Source organism: Paraburkholderia caballeronis (assembly GCF_900104845.1).
GTDB classification, from domain to species: domain Bacteria; phylum Pseudomonadota; class Gammaproteobacteria; order Burkholderiales; family Burkholderiaceae; genus Paraburkholderia; species Paraburkholderia caballeronis.
The window spans coordinates 1,352,679-1,372,146 of the sequence record NZ_FNSR01000001.1 but is presented as its reverse complement, the minus strand read 5'-3'; the positions used below and the strand labels follow the sequence as shown (position 1 = coordinate 1,372,146).

At 68.8% G+C, this 19,468-nt stretch carries 19 protein-coding genes and 2 tRNA genes; 14 read left to right on the top strand and 7 right to left on the bottom strand.

Translation table 11 applies throughout. From position 1 onward, the window contains the following. Positions 1 to 3 precede the first annotated feature (3 nt). The 3 genes from moeA (at position 4) to BLV92_RS06130 (ending at position 2,141) form a co-directional block, all read left to right on the top strand. Positions 4 to 1,305: a molybdopterin molybdotransferase MoeA gene (gene moeA, locus BLV92_RS06140; RefSeq protein WP_090543184.1), complete on the top strand. Its 1,302-nt coding sequence runs from the start codon at positions 4 to 6 to the stop codon at positions 1,303 to 1,305. Positions 1,306 to 1,368: 63 nt separating this feature from the next. Beyond that, positions 1,369 to 1,644 (top strand): hypothetical protein, encoded by a 276-nt coding sequence (locus BLV92_RS06135; protein ID WP_090543182.1) that lies wholly within the window; start codon positions 1,369 to 1,371, stop codon positions 1,642 to 1,644. Continuing rightward, positions 1,644 to 2,141: a GNAT family N-acetyltransferase gene (locus tag BLV92_RS06130; RefSeq protein WP_090543181.1), complete on the top strand. Its 498-nt coding sequence runs from the start codon at positions 1,644 to 1,646 to the stop codon at positions 2,139 to 2,141. Before BLV92_RS06135 ends, BLV92_RS06130 begins: the two co-directional genes overlap by 1 nt. A gap of 85 nt (positions 2,142 to 2,226) precedes the next feature. Here the strand turns inward: BLV92_RS06130 and BLV92_RS06125 are convergent, their stop codons facing one another. From BLV92_RS06125 to pncB, 5 genes are all read right to left on the bottom strand, one after another. Next, entirely contained in the window at positions 2,227 to 3,720 is a 1,494-nt protein-coding gene (locus BLV92_RS06125; RefSeq protein ID WP_090543179.1) for a DNA recombination protein RmuC, read from the bottom strand. After that, complete coding sequence (locus tag BLV92_RS06120; RefSeq protein ID WP_090543177.1) at positions 3,717 to 4,706, bottom strand: 2-hydroxyacid dehydrogenase; 990 nt, start codon at positions 4,704 to 4,706, stop codon at positions 3,717 to 3,719. The genes BLV92_RS06125 and BLV92_RS06120 overlap by 4 nt, the downstream gene beginning before the upstream one ends. Before the next feature lie 65 nt (positions 4,707 to 4,771). Then, positions 4,772 to 6,172: a sodium:proton antiporter gene (locus tag BLV92_RS06115; RefSeq protein ID WP_244283753.1), complete on the bottom strand. Its 1,401-nt coding sequence runs from the start codon at positions 6,170 to 6,172 to the stop codon at positions 4,772 to 4,774. An 85-nt stretch (positions 6,173 to 6,257) separates the two neighbouring features. Further along, complete coding sequence (locus tag BLV92_RS06110; RefSeq protein WP_090543173.1) at positions 6,258 to 6,920, bottom strand: LutC/YkgG family protein; 663 nt, start codon at positions 6,918 to 6,920, stop codon at positions 6,258 to 6,260. 102 nt (positions 6,921 to 7,022) lie between these two features. Next, on the bottom strand, positions 7,023 to 8,225 hold the full coding sequence (gene pncB / locus BLV92_RS06105; RefSeq protein ID WP_090543171.1) for a nicotinate phosphoribosyltransferase: 1,203 nt from the start codon (positions 8,223 to 8,225) through the stop codon (positions 7,023 to 7,025). A gap of 306 nt (positions 8,226 to 8,531) precedes the next feature. Between pncB and fdxA the strand changes: the two genes are divergently transcribed. The 8 genes from fdxA (at position 8,532) to BLV92_RS06065 (ending at position 13,154) form a co-directional block, all read left to right on the top strand. Beyond that, on the top strand, positions 8,532 to 8,855 hold the full coding sequence (fdxA, locus tag BLV92_RS06100) for a ferredoxin FdxA (RefSeq protein WP_090543169.1): 324 nt from the start codon (positions 8,532 to 8,534) through the stop codon (positions 8,853 to 8,855). An 88-nt stretch (positions 8,856 to 8,943) separates the two neighbouring features. Beyond that, a tRNA-Asn gene (locus BLV92_RS06095) sits at positions 8,944 to 9,019 on the top strand. Between the two features lie 75 nt (positions 9,020 to 9,094). Further along, positions 9,095 to 9,170 (top strand) — tRNA-Asn (locus tag BLV92_RS06090). 197 nt (positions 9,171 to 9,367) lie between these two features. Continuing rightward, positions 9,368 to 9,862 (top strand): CreA family protein, encoded by a 495-nt coding sequence (locus tag BLV92_RS06085; RefSeq protein WP_090543167.1) that lies wholly within the window; start codon positions 9,368 to 9,370, stop codon positions 9,860 to 9,862. A 59-nt stretch (positions 9,863 to 9,921) separates the two neighbouring features. Beyond that, complete coding sequence (locus BLV92_RS06080; protein WP_090543165.1) at positions 9,922 to 10,797, top strand: AraC family transcriptional regulator; 876 nt, start codon at positions 9,922 to 9,924, stop codon at positions 10,795 to 10,797. A gap of 314 nt (positions 10,798 to 11,111) precedes the next feature. After that, positions 11,112 to 11,786 (top strand): AzlC family ABC transporter permease, encoded by a 675-nt coding sequence (locus BLV92_RS06075; protein WP_090546865.1) that lies wholly within the window; start codon positions 11,112 to 11,114, stop codon positions 11,784 to 11,786. After that, complete coding sequence (locus BLV92_RS06070; protein WP_090543163.1) at positions 11,783 to 12,106, top strand: AzlD domain-containing protein; 324 nt, start codon at positions 11,783 to 11,785, stop codon at positions 12,104 to 12,106. Before BLV92_RS06075 ends, BLV92_RS06070 begins: the two co-directional genes overlap by 4 nt. 286 nt (positions 12,107 to 12,392) lie before the next feature. Next, entirely contained in the window at positions 12,393 to 13,154 is a 762-nt protein-coding gene (locus BLV92_RS06065; RefSeq protein WP_090543159.1) for a DUF4088 family protein, read from the top strand. A gap of 75 nt (positions 13,155 to 13,229) precedes the next feature. On the opposite strand, the gene BLV92_RS06060 is transcribed toward BLV92_RS06065, so the two are convergent. After that, positions 13,230 to 15,308, bottom strand: a complete 2,079-nt coding sequence (locus tag BLV92_RS06060) for an ATP-dependent helicase (protein WP_244283814.1) — start codon at positions 15,306 to 15,308, stop codon at positions 13,230 to 13,232. Between the two features lie 246 nt (positions 15,309 to 15,554). Beyond that, positions 15,555 to 15,938 carry a hypothetical protein gene (locus BLV92_RS06055; protein WP_090543155.1) on the bottom strand — a complete coding sequence of 128 codons (384 nt, stop codon included), beginning with the start codon at positions 15,936 to 15,938 and terminating at the stop codon, positions 15,555 to 15,557. A gap of 273 nt (positions 15,939 to 16,211) precedes the next feature. Between BLV92_RS06055 and BLV92_RS06050 the strand changes: the two genes are divergently transcribed. The 3 genes from BLV92_RS06050 (at position 16,212) to panS (ending at position 19,208) form a co-directional block, all read left to right on the top strand. Further along, positions 16,212 to 16,433 (top strand): RNA-binding S4 domain-containing protein, encoded by a 222-nt coding sequence (locus tag BLV92_RS06050; protein ID WP_090543153.1) that lies wholly within the window; start codon positions 16,212 to 16,214, stop codon positions 16,431 to 16,433. 139 nt (positions 16,434 to 16,572) lie between these two features. Then, on the top strand, positions 16,573 to 17,970 hold the full coding sequence (locus BLV92_RS06045) for an MATE family efflux transporter (protein ID WP_090543151.1): 1,398 nt from the start codon (positions 16,573 to 16,575) through the stop codon (positions 17,968 to 17,970). Between the two features lie 269 nt (positions 17,971 to 18,239). Beyond that, complete coding sequence (gene panS, locus BLV92_RS06040) at positions 18,240 to 19,208, top strand: ketopantoate/pantoate/pantothenate transporter PanS (RefSeq protein ID WP_090543149.1); 969 nt, start codon at positions 18,240 to 18,242, stop codon at positions 19,206 to 19,208. Positions 19,209 to 19,468 lie beyond the last annotated feature (260 nt).

Here is a 19,468-nt window from a genome sequence, read left to right as displayed (position 1 = left end):
TCAATGACCACGCTTAACAACCTCAACGGCTGCGTCGCCCAGTTCGACCCTCAGGCTTTACCCGTCAGCGCCGCCCAGGCCATCGTGCTTCAGTGGGTGACGCCGCTCGCCGCGAGCGAACGGGTGCCGCTGCGCGACGCGCTCGACCGCGTGCTCGCGGACGACGTCGTATCGCCGATCGACGTGCCCGCGCACGACAACGCCGCGATGGACGGTTACGCGTTCGACGGCGCGCGGCTTGCGTCGGCCGGCGCCGGCGGCGCGCTGCGGCTGACCGTGTCGGGCAAGGCGTTCGCCGGTCATCCGTTCGACGGCGGCGTCGCGCCGGATGCGTGCGTGCGCATCATGACCGGCGCGCCGATGCCGGCCGGCTGCGACACGGTAGTCCCGCAGGAGCGCGTCGAGCGCGCCGGCGACGCGGTGTCGTTCGCGGCCGACGCGGTCGCGCGCGGCGCGAACCGCCGCCACAAGGGCGAGGATCTCGCGGCCGGCCGCCCGGCGCTCGCCGCTGGCCGCATGCTGCGCGCGGCCGACATCGGCCTGCTCGCGTCGCTCGGCATCGTCGAGGTCGCGGTGCGGCGACGCCTGCGCGTCGCGTACTTCTCGACCGGCGACGAGCTGCGCTCGCCCGGCGAGCCGCTCGCGCCCGGCGCGATCTACGACAGCAACCGCTACACGCTCGGCGCGATGCTGCGCCGGCTGAACGTCGACGCCATCGACCTCGGCATCGTGCGCGACGAGCCGGTTGCGCTCGAAGCGGCACTGCGCGGCGCGGCCGAAACCGCCGACGTCGTGCTGACGTCCGGCGGCGTGTCGGTCGGCGAAGCGGACTTCACGCGCGCACAGTTGCAGTCGCTCGGCGACGTCGCGTTCTGGAGCCTCGCGATGCGCCCCGGCCGGCCGCTCGCGTTCGGGCGCGTGTGGTCCGGCGGCCGTCCGGGCGCAGGCCGCGCGGCGCTGCTGTTCGGACTCCCCGGCAACCCGGTCGCGACGATGGTCACGTTCTACCAGATCGTGCGCCCCGCCCTGCTCGCGATGGCCGGCGCGAAGGCGCAGCCGGTGCCGCTGATCCCGGCCGTCTGCGACGCGCCGGTGCGCAAGCGCGCGGGCCGCACCGAATTCCAGCGCGGCCTCGCGGCGCGCGGCGACAACGGCCAGTGGCGCGTCGCGCCGACCGGCTCGCAAAGCTCCGGCGCACTCAGTACCATGAGCGCCGCGAACTGCTTCCTCGTGCTCGCGCACGACGCCACCGATCTCGATGCCGGCGACCCCGTCGACATCATGCTGTTCGACGGACTGGTCTGACGCCGGCCCGCTCTCGACGACCAACGCTACGTGCAAACATCACGTCCTACGGATCCGACTCACATGAAAAAACAGATCTCGTTCATCGCCCCGGGGCAGACCGCGAAAGCGCTGATCCTCGTGTACCTGACATTCAGCGTGCCGATCGTGCTGCTCGGCGTGCTGGTCGCGTTCTTCCGCTACGGCTCGGTCGAATTCAGCACCGTGTTCAGCGCGCTGCTGCTGAACGCGATCCTCGGTTTCATCCTGCTGTGGATTGCATGCCACGCGTACAACTGGGTCGCATCGCGCTTCGGCGGCATCGAGATCCATCTGTCCGACGTGCCGGAGGAGGCCTGATGGCCGCGACGATCCGCAACGCGACGCCCGCCGACATCGGCGGCATGTTCGCGCTGATGTACGAACTCGCGGAATTCGAGAAGCTCACGCATCTGTTCGTCGCGACCGAAGACGGGCTGCGCGACGCGCTGTTCGGCGCGCGCCCGTCAGCCGAGGCGCTGGTCGCGGAGGACGGCGGGAAGCTCGTCGGTTATGCGCTGTTCTTCCATAACTTTTCGACGTTCCTCGGCCGGCGCGGGTTGTATCTCGAAGACCTGTACGTGCAGCCTTCGCAACGCGGCAGCGGTCTCGGCACCGCGCTGCTGCGCAGGCTCGCGGCGCTCGCGGTCGAGCGCGGCTGCGGCCGCTTCGAATGGACGGTGCTCGACTGGAACCAGCCGGCGATCGGCTTCTACGAGAAGATGGGCGCAACGGTGCTGCCGGACTGGCGCGTCGTGCGGATGACCGGCGATGCGCTGGCGCAACTCGCCGCGCCGGCGGAAGATCACGCCGGCTGATTCGCCGGCTGATGGGCCAATAAAAAACGGGGGCGTTCCTCATCGAACGCCCCCGTTTTTATTGCCCGCGGATCGTGCCGCCGCGCTATTCGTCGCCCCCGCCGTTGGGCAGCGCATCGCCCAGCAGGCCGCTCGCCTCCTCGCCCGGCAACGCCTCGACGTCGCGCAGCTTGCGGCTCATCGCGCGCGTGCGCACCTCGGCCGCCTCGATCGAGCGCGTGACCGTCTCCAGTTGCGACTTCGTCTTCGCGAGCACGTCGCCGAACTTGCCGAACTCGGTCTTCACCGCGCCGAGCACCTGCCACACCTCGCTCGACCGCCGCTCGATCGCGAGCGTGCGGAAACCCATCTGCAAACTGTTGAGCAAAGCGGTCAGCGTCGTCGGGCCGGCGATCGTCACGCGGTAGTCGCGCTGCAGCAGGTCGGTCAGCCCCGGACGCCGCAGGATCTCCGCATACAGCCCCTCGGTCGGCAGGAACAGCAGCGCGAAGTCGGTCGTGTGCGGCGGCGCGACATACTTCTCCGCGATCGTGCGCGCCTCGGCCCGCACCCGCGCCTCCAGCGCGCGGCCCGCTTCGTCGATCGCCGGCAGGTCCGCGCGCTCCTGCGCGTCGATCAGCCGTTCGTAGTCCTCGCGCGGAAACTTCGCGTCGATCGGCAGCCATACCGGCGCGGCGGTGCTGTCGTTATCCGTGCGTCCCGGCAGCCGGATCGCGAACTCGACGCGCTCATTGCTCTTCGGCACGGTCGCGACATTCTTCGCGTACTGGTCCGGCGTCAGTATCTGTTCGAGCAGCGCCTCCAGCTGCACTTCGCCCCACGTGCCGCGCGTCTTCACGTTCGTCAGCACCTTCTTCAGGTCGCCGACGCCGGCCGCGAGCGTCTGCATCTCGCCGAGTCCGCGATGCACTTGTTCGAGCCGGTCCGACACGAGCTTGAACGACTCGCCGAGCCGCTGTTCGAGCGTCGCGTGCAGCTTCTCGTCGACGGTGCGGCGCATCTCTTCGAGCTTCGCCGCGTTGTTCGCCTCGATGTCCTTCAGCCGCTGTTCGAGCGTCGCGCGCACTTCGCCGAAGCGGCGGTCGTTCGCCTCGATCAGTTGCGACAACTGCTGCGCGAGCGTGTCGCCGAAGCGCTTGAGCGTCGCGCCCTGCTCGTCGCGCTGCTGCAATGCCTGTTGCTGAAGGCTGTGGCGCACCGCTTCGAGCTGCTGCGCGTTGGTCTCGGTCAGCTTCACGAGCTGCTGCGCGAAGCCGTCGATCTGGTTGTTCTGCACGGTCGCGATGCTGGTCAGCTGCGCGGCGAGCGCCTGCTGGACCTGCGAAAAGCCGGTGCCGAACTCGCTGCGCGACGACTGCGCGGTGCGCGCGATCTCGTTGCGCAGCTCGCGTTCGACGCGCTCGGTGCCGCGCGCCTGGGTGTCGGCCGCGGTGGCGACGCGGTCCGCGAGCGCGTCGAGCGCATCGGCGGCCGCGTGATCCTCTTCCGCGCCGCGCACGCGCATCAGCACGACCAGCGCGACGACGAGGGCGATCGCGACGACGAACGTCGCCGCGGACATCAACAGCAACGGACTCATGAACGGGCTTTCCCGATGACGTCAGGGTTGATCGGATTCGGCGGCCGCCCGGCGCGCGGCCCGACGCCGAGGCCGGCGATCAGGTTGTCGGCCGCGAGGTTCGCCATCGCGCGGCGGGTCGCGTCGGACGCGCTCGCGATGTGCGGCGTCAGCACGACGTTCGGCACGGTCAGCAGGTCCGGATGGACCTTCGGCTCGCCTTCGAACACGTCGAGGCCGGCCGCCGCGATGCGGCGCTCGCGCAGCGCGGCGGCAAGCGCCGCGTCGTCAACGATGCCGCCGCGCGCGATGTTCGTCAGCGTCGCGGTCGGTTTCATCAGCGCGAGTTCGGCCGCGCCGATCGTGTGGTGGTTTTCCGCGGTGTACGGCAGCACCAGCACCACGTGGTCCGCGCGCCGCAGCAGGTCCTCCTTCGACAGATACTGTGCGTTCAGTTCGGCCTCGATCGCCGGCGCGACGCGCGACCGGTTGTGATAGACAACCTGCATGTTGAAGCCGCGCGCGCGGCGCGCGAGCGCCTGGCCGATGCGTCCCATGCCGATCACGCCGAGCGTCGAGCCGTGCACGTCCGCGCCGAGGAAGCTGTCGAACGACCACTTCTCCCAGCGGCCCGCGCGCAGCCATTGCCCGGATTCGGCGATGCGCCGCGCGGCGGCCATCATCAGCGCCCAGCCGAAGTCGGCGGTGGTTTCGTTCAGCACGTCCGGCGTGTTGGTGCCGAGCACGTTTGCCGCGTTGAACGCGGCCATGTCGAAGTTGTTGTAGCCGACCGCCATGTTCGACACCACGCGCAGACGCGGCGCGGCCGCGAGCGTCGCCGCGCCGATCGGGTCGCCGGCCGTCAGCGCGCCGTCCTTGTCCGCGAGCCGGCGCGCGAGTTCGTCGGCGGGCAGCGCGTCGCCGTTGTTCCAGTCCACGTCGAAATGCTGCTTCAGACGCTCGATCACGTCCGGGAAGATCGGGCGCGCCACCAGAATCTTTTGCATCGTTACTCTCCAGAGCGGTTGCGAACGCGGGCCGCGCGTTCGCGAATGAATGTGCCGGGCGCGGCTTATACGAAGAACAGCCAGCTCGCGACGACGAACACCGGAATCAGCAGCGCGCCCGACCAGCCAAGATAGCCGAAGAAACCCGGCATGCGAACCCCGCGCGACTCCGCGATCGCCTTCACCATGAAGTTCGGCGCATTGCCGATGTAGGTGTTCGCGCCCATCAGCACCGCGCCCGCCGAAATCGCCGCGAGCGTTTTCGCGCCGTCGGTCATCAGCGTTTGCGCGTCGCCGCCCGCGAGGTTGAAAAAGACGAGGTACGTCGGCGCGTTGTCGAGGAACGACGACAGCAGGCCCGTCGCCCAGAAGTACATCGCATCGTTCGGCCGGCCCGGCGCGTCGTTCACCAGCTGCACGAGGCCCGCGAACGCGCCGGCCTCGCCCGCGCGCAGCATCACGATGACCGGCGTGATCGTCGTGAAGATGCCGGCGAACAGCTTCGCGACCTCGACGATCGGCGCCCACGAGAAGTCGTTGCCCTTGCGCGCGGAACGCGGCGTGAACACGAGCGAGATCACCGCAAGCGCGACGAGCCCCGCGTCGCGCACCGCGTTCTGCAACGCGACGTGCGCGCCGAACACCGGAAATTCGATGCCCGGTTTCCACAGCCCGCTCATCAGCACGAGGCCGATCACGCCGGCGAGCAGCACGACGTTCAGCTTGCCCGACACGCCGAGCTGCCCGCTGTCCGGCGTCGGATCGAGGAACGGACGACGCGCTTCGTTCGCACGCCGATAATAATGCGCGTCGAGCGCGTAGAACATCGCGAGCAGCACGCCGCAGACGAACAGCATCGGCAGCGCGAGATGCTGCGCGGTCCAGAAGAAACCGACGCCGTTCAGGAAGCCGAGGAACAACGGCGGATCGCCGAGCGGCGTCAGCAGGCCGCCCGCATTCGCGACGAGGAAGATGAAAAACACGACGACGTGCACGTTGTGGCGGCGGTTGTCGTTCGCGCGCAGCAGCGGCCGGATCAGCAGCATCGACGCGCCGGTCGTGCCCATCACGCTCGCGAGCAGCGTGCCGAGCGCGAGGATCGCGGTGTTCGTGCGCGGCGAGCCGTGCAGGTTGCCGTACACGTGGATGCCGCCTGCGACCGTATAGAGCGTGCCGAGCAGCACGATGAACGGCACGTATTCGTCGACGAGCGCGTGCACGAACATCGCGAACGCGACGCCCAGGCCGTGCAGTTCCGCGAACGGCAGCAGGAATGCGAGCGCCCAGCCGGCGGAAACCGCGCCGAAATGCCGATGCCAGAACGCCGGCGCAAGCATCGGAAAAAATGCGATCGACAGCAGCATGCCGGCGAACGGCAATCCCCACCACGCGGATAACGCGGCGCCGTCGAACGCCCCTGCCGACGCGAGCGAAGGCCACAACGCAAAGACGACGGCAAGCGGCAAGCCGAAGCGTGCGATGCCGGCGCTCTTCGCCGGCCGTCCGGAAACAACGAAGGAAACGCGGCGGCGAACCGGGTTCAGACGAGGCTCACGCGCCATGCACGACGATCGCATGCACGCGATACGGACCGTGCGCGCCGAGGATGATGGTCTGTTCGATGTCGCCGGTGCGCGATGGCCCGGACACGAAATTGATCGCGCGGGGCAACTCGCCGCGTTCGGCGCGAATCAACGCGAACGCGTCCTCGTGGCCGGCGACGATGCGCGACGCAGGCACGATCGCGATGTGCGTCTCGGGCAGCAGGCCCGCGGACGCCCACGTGTCGGGGCCGGACAGCAGCGCGAGCGAACCGGTCTCGGCGGTCGCGCAAAAACAACCGGTAATGCCGACGAGGTCGTCGTTCTCGGGCTTGCGGAATTCGACTGCGAGGTTTTCCGCGGACCAGTCGAGCGACGCGAGCGTCTGCCACGCGATCGCGCGCAGCGGCAGGCCATGCGACGCGAGATAACGCTGCACCGCGGCCGGCGCCGCCGCGAGGCCTTCGACCTGATCGACGGTCGTCGACATCTTCTGCGCCTGCTCGACGAAACGCGCGACGAGGTCGTCGGGCAACGTGGGACGCGGCCCCTGCGGATGACGCGCGAGATACTCCGCCACGGCTTCCCGCTCGTGCGCGGCGGGCGTCGCATCGCGGCCCTGCGCGGCGCGGATGCGCGCGAGTATGCTGCGGCGGGCGGCCGTCGTGTCCATGGCGATCCTCGTGTCGTATCGGTTGCGGGTCGAAGAAGAAAAGCAGGTCGCGCCGATTATACCGGCGCGCCTTTCGCGGTCCGCGGGTGGGGCGTGCCGCCGCTACTTGCCGGCGAACTCCTCTTCCACCGGCTGCTCGATGCCGAACACCTGGCGCAGATACGCGAGATACGCCCTGTCGTCGCACATGTTCTTGCCCGGCGAGTCGGACAGCTTCGCGACCGGCTGGCCGTTGCAGCGGACCATCTTGATGACGATCTGCAACGGCTGGTAGCCGAGGTCGTTCGTGAGGTTCGTGCCGACGCCGAACGCGAGTTTGCAGCGGCCGCGAAAACGCTCGTACAGGCGCAGCACCTTCGGGATGTCGAGCGCGTCCGAGAAGATCATCGTCTTCGTGCGCGGGTCGCAGCGGTTCTCCTCGTAGTGCTTCAAGAGACGCTCGCCCCAGTCGAACGGATCGCCGGAATCGTGGCGCGCGCCGTCGAACAGCTTGCAGAAGTACATGTCGAAGTCGCGCAGGAACGCCTGCATTCCGTACACGTCGGACAGCGCGATGCCGAGGTCGCCGCGATATTCCTTCGCCCACATCTCGAAGCCGTAGATCTGCGAGTCGCGCAGCCTGGGTCCCAGCGCCTGACACGCCTGCAGATACTCGTGCGCCATCGTGCCGAGCGGCGTCAGACCGTGCTTCATCGCGTAATAGACGTTGCTCGTGCCGGCGAACTGCTCGCCGAGATCGTCCTTCAGCGTGAGGATCACCTCTTCGTGCCAGCGCTTCGAGAAGCGCCGGCGCGTGCCGTAGTCGGCGATCTTGCAGTCCGCGAACTCGGGTTTCGCGCCGAGCAGCTCGATCTTCGTGCGCAGCCGCTCGCGGCCTTCCGCGTAGTGCGGATGCTGCTGGGTGTTGCGGAAGTACACCTCGTTGACGATCGCGAGCACCGGGATCTCGAACAGGATCGTGTGCAGCCACGGCCCGACGATCTCGATGTCGATCTCGCCGTTGCCCTTCGGCGACGGCGTGACGGAGATGTACTTTTCGTTGAGCTGGAAGAGCGCGAGGAAGTCGATGAAGTCGCTCTTCATGAAGCGCAGCAGGCGCAGGTAGTCGAGTTCGTCTTCGGTGAAACGCAGCTTGCACAGCTTGCGGATCTCGTCGCGGATCTCGTCCACGTACGGCACGAGATCGACGTTCGGCGTGCGGCAGCGGAACCGGTACTCGACGCTGGCGGCGGGGAAATGATGCAGTACCACCTGCATCATCGTGAATTTGTACAGATCGGTATCGAGCAGCGAAGTAATGATCATGATGAGCCAGCCGGACTGCGGACGGACAGCGCGCGCATCGTTCCCGTCGATGGACCGCGTGCGCGTCGGGTGCGCCCATGTTACCCGAATGCGTGCGCGCCCACCGCGCTACGCACCCGACCCCGCAAGCGGCAGGGACAAGCACGCCGCCGATAAACCAGGCCCATAAACTAATCACGAAACGATCTAAGCGCGCCCGCGGGCCGCTCGATGGGAGTTTTCGCGTTACGTTACAATACCGGTTTCGGCGGATCGCCAACCCACGATAATCGCCATCCCACGATACCGCATGCAGGAGTTGCCTGAATGACTCACGTTGTGACCGAAAGCTGCATCAAGTGCCGCTATACCGACTGTGTCGATGTGTGCCCGGTGGACTGCTTTCGCGAAGGTCCCAACTTCCTCGCGATCGATCCGGACGAATGCATCGACTGCGCCGTGTGCGTCGCCGAATGTCCGGTGAACGCGATTTATGCCGAAGAGGACGTGCCGGGCGACCAGCAGCAGTTCATCGAACTGAACGCCGACCTCGCGAAGAACTGGCCCAGCATCACGAAGACGAAGTCGCCGCTGCCCGAGGCCGACGAGTTCAAGGACGTGAAGGACAAGCTGTCGCTGCTCGAACGCTGAGCGCCGGCCCGTCCCGCGAACGGCAGTGCGCGAGCTATTGACAGACTGCCGCGCACCTCATAGAATCTCGCTTCTCTGCTTTTGTTGATCCCCGATAGCTCAGTCGGTAGAGCGCCGGACTGTTAATCCGTAGGTCCCTGGTTCGAGCCCAGGTCGGGGAGCCAAAATACTGGCAACGATATGCAAAAGCCCGTTAACCACAACGGGCTTTTTTATGTAGTGAAAGGTTGTACTGCTGTTCCCCGATAGCTCAGTCGGTAGAGCGCCGGACTGTTAATCCGTAGGTCCCTGGTTCGAGCCCAGGTCGGGGAGCCAAGATATCGAAGGGATTGCGCATAGGCGCAATCCCTTTTTTCTTTGCGTCATTCCTTTTGTGCCATGGCCTGCGCGTCGTTCTTTTTGACGCGCGTTTCGCGAGCCGCGTCACGGCTTCGCCCGATACCTCCTCGCCTGTCCGCGGCAAAGCAGCCGCGCTGCCGGATAATGGCGCTTCGTCATTTACGGGAATCCGCATGAACACCGTCCGCCGCCTTTCGCCGTCCCGCGCATGCGCGTCCGCATTCGCCGCGTGCCTGGTTCCGTTCGCCGCCGCGCACGCGGAGGAAATCGGCAGCGTCAACACGAACTTCCGCTTCACCGGCTCCGATCGCGTGGTCGTCGAGGCATACGACGATCCGCAGGTCCAGGGCGTCACCTGCTATGTGTCGCGCGCGCGGACGGGCGGCGTCAAGGGCACGCTCGGGCTCGCGGAAGACCCGACCGAGGCGTCGATCGCGTGCCGGCAGGTCGGCGACATCCGCTTCTCCGGCCCGCTGAAGCAGCAGTCGGACGTGTTCACCGAACGCATGTCGTTCGTCTTCAAGACGCTGCACGTGGTGCGCGTCGTCGATGCGAAGCGCAACGCGCTCGTCTATCTGACGTACAGCGACCGGATCGCAAGCGGCAGCGCGAAGAACAGCGTGACCGCCGTGGCGATGCCGTCCGGCACGACGATTCCGCTCAAGTAAGCCCCCCCGTTGTGGCCGCGCGAGCGCGCTACACTGACGCCCTGCACCGCGCTCCGATCATGACCGCCACCCGATTCCGCGATTCCGCCCGCTACTGGCGCACGCCGTTGCTGCCCGGCGCGGACCTGCTCACCGCCGAGTATCACGACCACGCGTTCACGCCGCACTGGCACGACGCGTACACGATTCCGGTGATCGAGGACGGCGCGGAGAGCTTTCGTTATCTCGGCAGCGAATACGTCGCGGAGGCCGGCAGCGTGCCGGTCATCAACCCCGGCGAATTGCACACCGGGTCGCGCGCGGTCGACGAAGGCTGGCGTTATCGCGTGATGTACGCGCCGATCGAGTTCATGCACGGCCTCGCGGCGGATGTCGCCGGCCGCGCGCAACCGCTGCCGTGGTTCGGCGCGGACGTGATCCGCGACCTCGATCTCGCGCACCGGCTGTCGCGCGCGCATCGGCTGCTGGAAGCGGATGCGGATCAGCGCGGCGGTTTTCGCGGGATCGCGGCCGACGAAGCCGGCATGGATTCGCTGGCCGTCGAAGGGGCGCTGCTCGATGCGTTGTCGACCCTGCTGGTCCGTTACGCGCGCACGCGCCCCGAACCGCTGCGGCCGATTGCGAACGATCCGCGCGTCGAGACGATGAAAGAGCGGCTCGCGACCGACATGACCGCGCCGATGCGCGTCGCCGATCTCGCGGATGCGGTCGGACTGTCGCCGTTCCACGCGACGCGGCTGTTCACGCAGGCGACCGGCCTGCCGCCGCACGCATGGCGCACGCAGGTCCGGCTGCAACGCGCGCTCGGACCGCTGCGCGCGGGGGCATTGGTCGCGGACGTCGCGGCCGCGACCGGTTTCACGGATCAGAGCCATTTCACGCGGCACTTCAGGCGGGTGTTCGGCGTGCCGCCGGGGCGCTGGCAGTCGTCGTGATGCGCGGGAAGCGTTGCAGTGTCGGGCGTTGATATGGCCCGGCAACGCGTTCGCCGTTCGCCGTTCGCCGTTCGCCGTTCGCCGTTCGCCGCAGCGTAAGTCCGCGATCACCGCCTTCGGCCATCGCGTCACAACCGCATGCCGGCCGCCACGCCAACCTGCCCCCTCCCGTCAGGCACCCGCCCACCCGCAAGAACGTACAAGCCACCCGCCGCGCAACCCGCTAAGCTGCGATCCCGCATCAGGAGGACAGCTTGACCCCGCATCCCGCCCGTTTCCAGGAATTCGTCGCCGGCGCCCGCGACACGATCCCGATGATGGTCGGCGCCGCCCCGTTCGGCGTGATCTTCGGCACGCTCGTCGCGTCCGGCCCGCTGTCGCCGTGGCACGGCCAGATGATGTCGCTCGCCGTGTTCGCCGGCTCCGCGCAATTCATCGCGCTCGGGCTGATCGCATCGAATGCGAGCTTCGCGGTCGTCTGGGCGACGACGCTGATCGTGAACCTGCGCCACGTGCTGTACAGCGCGACGCTCGCGCCGTACGTGTCGCACCTGCCGCTGCGCTGGCGGCTCGTGCTCGGCGGGCTGCTCACCGACGAGGTGTTCGCGGTCGCGTGGGCGCATTTCCGCCGCCGTCCGCCCGGCGACGACGTCTCGCCATATCACTTCCTCGGCTCCGGCGTCGCGATGTACGTGAACTGGCAGCTCTGGACCGTCGTCGGCCTGCTGTTCGGCGCGGCGTTCCCGGGGCTCCAGTCGCTCGGCCTCGACTTCGCGATGGTCGCGACGTTCATCGCGATCGTCGTGCCGCAGCTCGTCGCGCTGCGCTACCTCGCGGCGGCCGTGACCGCCGGCGCGCTCGCGTTCTTCTGGCAGGACTGGCCGTACAAACTGGGGCTGCTCGGCGCGGTGCTCGCGGGCGTCGCGGTCGGCGTCGCGCTGTCGTTGCCGCGCGGCGCGCGCGTTCCGGCGACGGAGGCACGCCGATGAACTACGTGTTGCTGATCGCCGGGATGGCTGCGATCACGTGGCTGATCCGCACCGCGGTATTCGTACTCGGCGAGCGGCTCGTATTTCCGCCGCTCGTGCGCACCGCGCTCGGTTTCGTGCCGGTCACCGTGCTGACCGCGATCATCGTGCCGATGGCGGTGTCGCCGCACGGTCACGGCGCGGAACTGAGCTGGCGCAACCCGCAACTCGTCGGCGCGCTCGCGGCGATCGCCGTCAGCGCGATCACGAAGCGGCCGCTGCTGACGATCGCGGTCGGGCTGGCGGTGTTCTTCGTCTGGCAGGGCGTCGTGCTGCGGTAGGGCGAGAGCGAGGGCGAGGCCGGGACGGCCGGCGAATTCCACCGCCACCTCGTCACCGCTGCCCAAAAAACATGCCGCCGGAACACCCGAGCAACGCCCCTAACCCCAACGCTCAAGTTTCGCTCCCCCCCGCCGTTAAACCCGTTGAGGCCCGTTCGGCCGCGCCGTCCGTCGCTCGTCGACGGCCGCGCGGTCATGCGGCGCCTGCCGCATCGCCCGGCGTCGCCCGCCGGGCTCGCCGCAGTCTGCAAGCCAGCCGGCGGCAACGACCACACGGGGCAACAACATGGGGAACATCACCCTCAAACTGACGGACGAAACGATCTCGTCGCTGCGCAAGGACTTCGACGCGTTCCTGCGCGTGTCGCTGAAGCTCGATCCGCACTTCGCGACGCCTTCGTTCGAGGACTTCCTGCGCGCGAAGCTGCTCGACAACATGGTGCCGCTCACCGAGAACGCGGTGCAGCGCATGTTGCAGGGCGGCCAGTACGCGTGGGCGAAGCGCACGCTCGACAAGGAATTCCCCGATGTGGTCGCCATCCTGATGCGTCAGGCCGCGCAGTTCGGATTCGGTTTCGCGTCGCGCCCCGAGTGGACGCCGGACGAACTCGCGAAGCAGTGCCGCGACTGGGCAACCGCGATCGTCAACGAGGCGCAGGCCGACGAATCGCTGATCGATCCGCTCGCGTCGCAGATCAAGTCGGCCGCGCAAGACATCCAGGCGCTCGAAGAGCAGATGCAGACGCCCGCGTGGCGGCTGTCGGAGTCGCTGCGCCAGCGGATCTACGAGGCGAAGCTCGCGTGCGAATCGAGCACCGGCAGCGTCGCGCGCGAACGGCTCGGCGAGCTGCGCGGGCTGCTGCGGCTCGCGATCACGCACGGCGCGTTCCAGAAGCAGGAAGCGCAACAGATCATGGAGTACATGCGCCTCCTGAAGCCGGAAATCTTCGTCGAGGAGCCGGACGACATGTTCACGCGGCTCGCGTCGTGGCTGCGCAACTTCTTCTCGCCGCCGGCGCGCAACGTGCCGCAGCGCCAGTCGCGCTGACGCGGGGCCGGCGGCGGCGGCGCGCCGGCAGCGAAAAAACGAAAAAAGAACGTCCCGCAGCCGGCTCCCGCCGGCTCAATCCCACATCTTCCTGAGCTTCGCGCCGATCTCGATCTTCGCCTGCGCGGCCGCCGCGAGTCCCGCCGCGGTCGGCGCGGCGACGACCGGCGCGGGCGGCCACGCGCGCGACTCGAACAGCGGCAGGATCGGCGCCGGAATGAAGCGCGTGCGCGACGCCCACACGTGGCGGTCGCCAGACGCGGTCTGGTTGTACACGTAGAAACGCTGCGGCACGACGATGTGCAGCTCTTCCTTCGCACGCGTCATCGCGACGTACAGCAGACGCCGCTCCTCGTCGATCTCGTCGTCGCTGCCGGTGCCGAGATCCGACGGAATGCAGCCGTCGACGCCGTTCAGCACGAACACGTTGCGCCACTCCTGCCCCTTCGCCGAATGGATCGTCGACAGGATCAGGTAGTCCTCGTCGAGCAGCGGCACGCCGGATTCGTCGCTGGTCGCGTCCGGCGGATCGAGCGTCAGTTCGGTCAGGAACCGCTCGCGCGACGGATACGTGCACGCGATGCTCTCCATCTGCACGAGGTCCGCGTGGCGCGCGGCGGCGTCCTCGTGGTTGCGCTCCAGATGCGGCTCGTACCAGCGGCGCACCCGTTCGAATTCGCCGGGCCACGGCGTGCGGCGGCCGCAGACGGCGTCCATCAGCGCGACGAACGCGGGCCAGTCCTCGGCCGCGCGCGGCGGCGGCGCGAACGCGGCGAGCGCGTCGGCGGTCCGGTACGCGCCGCTGCACGCGGCGACCTGGTCGAGCAGGCGCGCCGCATTGGCGGGGCCGACGCCCGGCAGCAGTTGCGCGACCCGAAAACCCGCGACGCGGTCGAGCGGATTCTCGGCCCAGCGCAGCACCGCGAGCACGTCCTTCACGTGGACGGCGTCCAGAAACCGCAGCCCGCCGAACTTCACGTACGGGATGTTGCGCCGCGCCAGTTCGATTTCGAGCGCCGCGCTGTGGTGCGCGGCGCGAAACAGCACCGCCTGGTTCTTCAGCTTCATTCCGGCCTCGCGCGCTTCGAGCACCTGCTCGACGACGTAGCGCGCCTGCTGCGCCTCGTCCGCGACGGTCACGAGGCGCGGCCGCTGCGCGGACGCGCGGTCGCTCCACAGGTTCTTCGTGAAACGCTCGGTTGCCGCGTCGATCACCGCGTTCGACGCCGCGAGGATCGGCTGCGTCGAGCGGTAGTTGCGTTCCAGCGTGACCTGGCGCGCGGGCGGATCGAACTGCGCGGGAAAGTCGAGGATGTTGCGCACGGTCGCGCCGCGAAACGAGTAGATCGCCTGCGCGTCGTCGCCGACGACCGTCAGGCCGCGCCCGTCCGGCTTCAGCGCGAGCAGGATCGACGCCTGCAGCCGGTTCGTGTCCTGGTATTCGTCGACGAGCACGTGGTCGAAGCGGCCCGACAGATCGGCCGCGAGCGACGGCTCGGCCGCCATGTGCGACCAGTACAGCAGCAGGTCGTCGTAGTCGAGCACGTCCTGCTTCTGCTTCGCGTCCACGTAGGCGGCGAACAGCGCGCGCAGTTGCGGCTCCCATTCGGCGCACCACGAGAACGCGCGCGCGAGCACGTCCGCGAGCGGCTCGCCGGTGTTCACGACGCGCGAATAGATCGCGAGACACGTCGATTTCGACGGAAAGCGTTTTTCCTTCGCGGACAGCCCGAGTTCGTGCCGCACGAGGTTCATCAGGTCGGCCGAATCTTCGCGGTCGTTGATCGTGAAGCCGGGCGCGAGGCCGATCCGGTCCGCGTACTCGCGCAGCAGCCGCGCGCCGACGCCGTGGAACGTACCCGCCCATGTGAGGCCGTGCGCGAGCGCGGCCGCCGCGCGCGGCACGCCGGACGCGATCCGCGCGACGCGGCGCGTCATCTCCTGCGCGGCGCGGCGCGAAAACGTGAGCAGCAGGATCCGGTGCGGGTCGGCGCCGTTCAGCACCAGATGCGCAACGCGGTGCGCGAGCGTGCTGGTCTTGCCCGAGCCCGCGCCGGCGATCACCAGCAGCGGCCCCGGCAGCCCCGCCGCGCCGGCCGCGCGGTCGCTGCCGTGCTCGACCGCCGCGCGCTGCGCGTCGTTCAGCTTCGACAGCCACGCGGCGACGTCGCGCGCGACATCGGGATCGGTGCCGGCAGCAAGGCCGGCGGAGGGGGAATCGACTACGGAGGACACGGCGCAGGGCTACGGATCAGTGGGCGGCGACGCATACTGTATATCCATACAATCGGGGCCGCAAGCGGATCGGACGGGATCGGATCGGCGCCGATCGGGATTCGATCCGGCGCCATTTTCCGGCAGCTTCGCCGAAAACGGCCCCGGTCCGCGCCCGTCATGGCGTCACGGCTGCGGGTTGCCGCCCTGCGACTGCGCGGGCGTCCCCTGCATCTGCTCCTTCATCTCTTCGTTGGCGGCCTGCCGGTCGGCCTTGCGATTGGTTTTCGCGTCCTTCACGTGGTCCTTGTACTGCGACTTCGCGGCCTTCTTCGACTGGTGGTAATCGGCGCTCGCCTGCGCATCGGCATTGCGCTTCTGCACGAGCGGATCGGTCGGCGACGGCGCGGTCAGGTTCTGCGGCACGGGCGTCGCGCCTTGCAGGCCAACCCCGGGCGCCGCCTGCGGCGTGTCCACGCCTGCGGCGGCAGGCGCAGCGGTCTGCGCAAAAGCGGCGGCGGTAAACATCGACAACGCGGTGCCGGTCAGCAGCTTGCGGATCTGGATCATGGCGGAATCCTCTCTGAAGTTATGGTTCCGGACCGGCTGGAACGCATGCCGGCCCCCGGGCGAGCATTACCGAAAAGCAGCACGCTCTTTTCAGGGACACGCCGTTTTTGGGTGAAGTTCGTCGTTTCCCGGCACCGTTACAGAAGGTTTCATTTCCTGACAGATGGGGCGCGCGACGAAAGCCCACCGGGTGGACCCCGCATGCGCCAGGCAAGGCGGCCACGCGTGGCTTATGATGCGAACCCTTCCGATCCAGACCGTACGACGCCCGCCATGCCCAACCTCGATTTCACGCTGACCGGCGATTACGTCGAACTGCACAACCTGCTGAAGATCACCGGCCTCGCGGACAGCGGCGGGACCGCGAAGCAGATCGTCGCGTCCGGCGCGGTGAAGGTGGACGGCGAAGTGGAACTGCGCAAGACGTGCAAGGTGCGCGCAGGCCAGGTCGTGCTGTTCGGCGACACGCGGATCGCGGTGCACGAAGCATCGTGACGGCACGCCGGCCGCTTTCCCGCGGCCAATGCACCATTAGCGTGCCTCATGATCGACAACGGGGCATTCTGGCCATAAGCTGGCGGTTTCCTCCCTTTTCCTTTCGGGCGGCGCGGATTCCCGCGCCACCCGCATTTTGATGACCCGCTCCCCGACCGTCGCGCAGACCGCGACGCCGCCCACGCTGACCCGCCACGCGGCCGACACCGCGCGCCTCGCCGCGCCGCTCGCGATCGCGCAACTGTCGCAGATGGCGATGGGCGTGACCGACACCGTGCTGCTCGGCTCGCTCGGCCCGGACGCGCTCGCGGCCGGCGGCCTCGGCGCGAACCTGTTCTTCGTGGTCGTCACGCTGCTGCAGGGGATGCTCACGTCGGTCAGCATCAGCGTCGCGCACGCGCGCGGCGCGAGCAACGACAGCGACGTGCCGCGCATCTACTGGACCGGCTTCGTGCTGGCGCTGCTGCTGTCGGTGCCGGCGTTCGCGCTGCTGTCGTTCGCCGCGCCGCTGCTCGCCGCGTTCGGCGAGCCGCAGCCGCTCGCGCAGCACGTCGGCGAATACGCGGCGGTGCTGCGCTGGGGCGCGCCCGCGAGCCTCGTCGGCGTCGGGCTGATGCGCTCGTTTTTGCCGGCCATCGGCGCGGCGCGGCGGCTGCTCGGCGTGTCGATCGGCAGCGTGTTCGTGAACGCGTTCCTGAACTACGGGCTGATCCACGGCGCGTACGGGCTGCCGCGGCTCGGTTTCCTCGGCTCGGCGGCGGCGACCGCGATCACGATCTGGCTGACGACGCTCGTGCTGATGCTGCTGCTGCACCTGCGCCCGCGTTTTCGCCACTTCGTCGCCGCGCGCCGGCCGACGATGCCGCTGATGGGCGAACTGTTCGGCCTCGGCTGGCCGGTCGCGATCACGTATGGCGTCGAGGCGATGCTGTTCCTCGTGACCGGCCTGCTGGTGGGCTTGCTCGGCGAGTCGCAGCTCGCCGCGCACCAGATCGCGCTGAACGTCGCGTCGGTGTCGTTCATGGTGCCGCTGTCGATCGGCCAGGCGGCGAACGTGCGGGTCGGCTACTGGGCCGGCGCGGGGCAGCCGCTCGCCGCGCGCCACGCGGGGTTCGTCGCGCTCGCGCTCGGGGTCGGTTTCATGTCGTTGTCCGGACTCGTGATGATCGCCGCGCCGCACTGGATCGTCGGGCTGTACCTGCATCTGGACGACCCGGCGAACGCGCCGACCGTCGCGCTCGCGGCGACGCTGCTCAGCGTCGCCGCGCTCTTCCAGATCGTCGACGGCGTGCAGACGGTCGGCTCCGGCTGCCTGCGCGGACTGAAGGACACGCGCATCCCGATGGTCGCGGCGACGATCGGCTACTGGGGCATCGGCTTTCCGACCGGCTACGTGCTCGCATTCCGGTTCGGGCTCGGCGCGCCCGGGCTGTGGTGGGGACTCGCAGCCGGCCTCGCGAGCGTCGCGCTGCTGATGACGCTGCGCTTTCACCGGCTGAGCGGCCGCCGCCCGGACGGCGCGCGGGCGGCGCAATAGGGCTGCCGGCGCGCCGTCCGGCGGCCGCGCGTGGCCGGGCCGCCTCCCCCGCCGCCCTGTCACGCCGGTTACAATGACCCGCCACCGCGCGACGGGCCGCCCCCCCAAAAGGACACGAGGAGACATCCGGCGGACCGCGCGCCGCCCCCCGCCGCATCACCCGCGCCGGCGGCGTCCGTGGCCGGCCGCGACCCGCGCCGCGCACGCGCCCTGCGTGCAGCCCGACCCATCCGATAAAACGACGAACTCACTTCTCACGGACCTCGTTCATGCTCGCCCCGATCACCCGTCTGTTCCCGCTCTGGGCCGTACTCGTTTCGCTCGGCGCGTATTTTTCGCCGGGCTCCGTCGCCGGCATCGCGCCGCACGTGACGACGCTGCTGATGATCATCATGCTCGCGATGGGCGTCACGCTGTCGTTCGCGGACTTCCAGCGCGTGTTCACGCGGCCCGCCCCGGTGCTCGCCGGCATCGTGCTGCACTACCTCGTGATGCCGCTCGCCGCGTGGGCGATCGCGAAACTGCTGCGGATGCCGCCCGACCTGACCGCCGGCATGGTGCTGGTCGGCAGCGTCGCGAGCGGCACCGCGTCGAACGTGATGATCTATCTCGCGCGCGGCGACGTCGCGCTGTCGGTGACGATCAGCGCGCTGTCGACGCTCGTCGGCGTATTCGCGACCCCGCTCCTGACGCGGCTCTACGTGGACGCGTCGATCGTCGTCGACGTGCGCGGGATGCTGCTGAGCATCCTGCAGATCGTCGCGCTGCCGATCGCGATCGGCCTCGTCGTGAACCGCGTCGCGGGCGGGCTCGTGCGCCGCGTCGAGCCGCTGCTGCCGCTCGTGTCGATGGTGTCGATCCTCGCGATCATCGCGGCGGTGGTCGGCGGCACGCACCAGAGCATCGCGACGGTCGGGCCGCTGGTCGCGCTCGGCGTCGTGCTGCACAACGGGATCGGGCTGCTCGGCGGATACTGGGGCGGACGCCTGCTCGGCTTCGACGAATCGGTGTGCCGCACGCTCGCGATCGAGGTCGGGATGCAAAACTCGGGGCTCGCGGCGACGCTCGGCAAGCTGTACTTCTCGCCGCTCGCCGCACTGCCGGGCGCGCTGTTTTCGGTGTGGCACAACCTGTCGGGGTCGCTGCTCGCCGGGTTCTGGGCCGGCAGGCCGGCGCGCGGCAGCGGGCGCGACGCGGACGAGGCCCGCGCGGCGGGGGTCGCGACACGGCGGGGGTGAGTCCGATTTTCGGGGCGGGCGGCCGACGGCGCTTGCTTGCGGCCGTGTTGAGCAGCGTGGTCCCGTAACGCTCCGCTCCGGATTCTCGCCCGCAAACCCAGCAGGCGCACTTGCCGGTTCGCCGGTTCGCCGGTTCGCCGGTTCGCCGGTTCGCCGGTTCGCCGGTTCGCCGGTTCGCCGGTTCGCCGGTTCGCCGGTTCGCCGGTTCGCCGGTTCGCCGGTTCGCCGGTTCGCCGGTTCGCCGGTTCGCCGGTTCGCCG

Coding starts and splice junctions, on each gene's coding strand:
- moeA (WP_090543184.1), top strand. CDS start 4: ATGACCACGCTTAACAACCTCAACGGCTGCGTCGCCCAGTTCGACCCT.
- BLV92_RS06135 (WP_090543182.1), top strand. CDS start 1,369: ATGAAAAAACAGATCTCGTTCATCGCCCCGGGGCAGACCGCGAAAGCG.
- BLV92_RS06130 (WP_090543181.1), top strand. CDS start 1,644: ATGGCCGCGACGATCCGCAACGCGACGCCCGCCGACATCGGCGGCATG.
- BLV92_RS06125 (WP_090543179.1), bottom strand. CDS start 3,720: ATGAGTCCGTTGCTGTTGATGTCCGCGGCGACGTTCGTCGTCGCGATC.
- BLV92_RS06120 (WP_090543177.1), bottom strand. CDS start 4,706: ATGCAAAAGATTCTGGTGGCGCGCCCGATCTTCCCGGACGTGATCGAG.
- BLV92_RS06110 (WP_090543173.1), bottom strand. CDS start 6,920: ATGGACACGACGGCCGCCCGCCGCAGCATACTCGCGCGCATCCGCGCC.
- pncB (WP_090543171.1), bottom strand. CDS start 8,225: ATGATCATTACTTCGCTGCTCGATACCGATCTGTACAAATTCACGATG.
- fdxA (WP_090543169.1), top strand. CDS start 8,532: ATGACTCACGTTGTGACCGAAAGCTGCATCAAGTGCCGCTATACCGAC.
- BLV92_RS06085 (WP_090543167.1), top strand. CDS start 9,368: ATGAACACCGTCCGCCGCCTTTCGCCGTCCCGCGCATGCGCGTCCGCA.
- BLV92_RS06080 (WP_090543165.1), top strand. CDS start 9,922: ATGACCGCCACCCGATTCCGCGATTCCGCCCGCTACTGGCGCACGCCG.
- BLV92_RS06075 (WP_090546865.1), top strand. CDS start 11,112: ATGATGGTCGGCGCCGCCCCGTTCGGCGTGATCTTCGGCACGCTCGTC.
- BLV92_RS06070 (WP_090543163.1), top strand. CDS start 11,783: ATGAACTACGTGTTGCTGATCGCCGGGATGGCTGCGATCACGTGGCTG.
- BLV92_RS06065 (WP_090543159.1), top strand. CDS start 12,393: ATGGGGAACATCACCCTCAAACTGACGGACGAAACGATCTCGTCGCTG.
- BLV92_RS06055 (WP_090543155.1), bottom strand. CDS start 15,938: ATGATCCAGATCCGCAAGCTGCTGACCGGCACCGCGTTGTCGATGTTT.
- BLV92_RS06050 (WP_090543153.1), top strand. CDS start 16,212: ATGCCCAACCTCGATTTCACGCTGACCGGCGATTACGTCGAACTGCAC.
- BLV92_RS06045 (WP_090543151.1), top strand. CDS start 16,573: ATGACCCGCTCCCCGACCGTCGCGCAGACCGCGACGCCGCCCACGCTG.
- panS (WP_090543149.1), top strand. CDS start 18,240: ATGCTCGCCCCGATCACCCGTCTGTTCCCGCTCTGGGCCGTACTCGTT.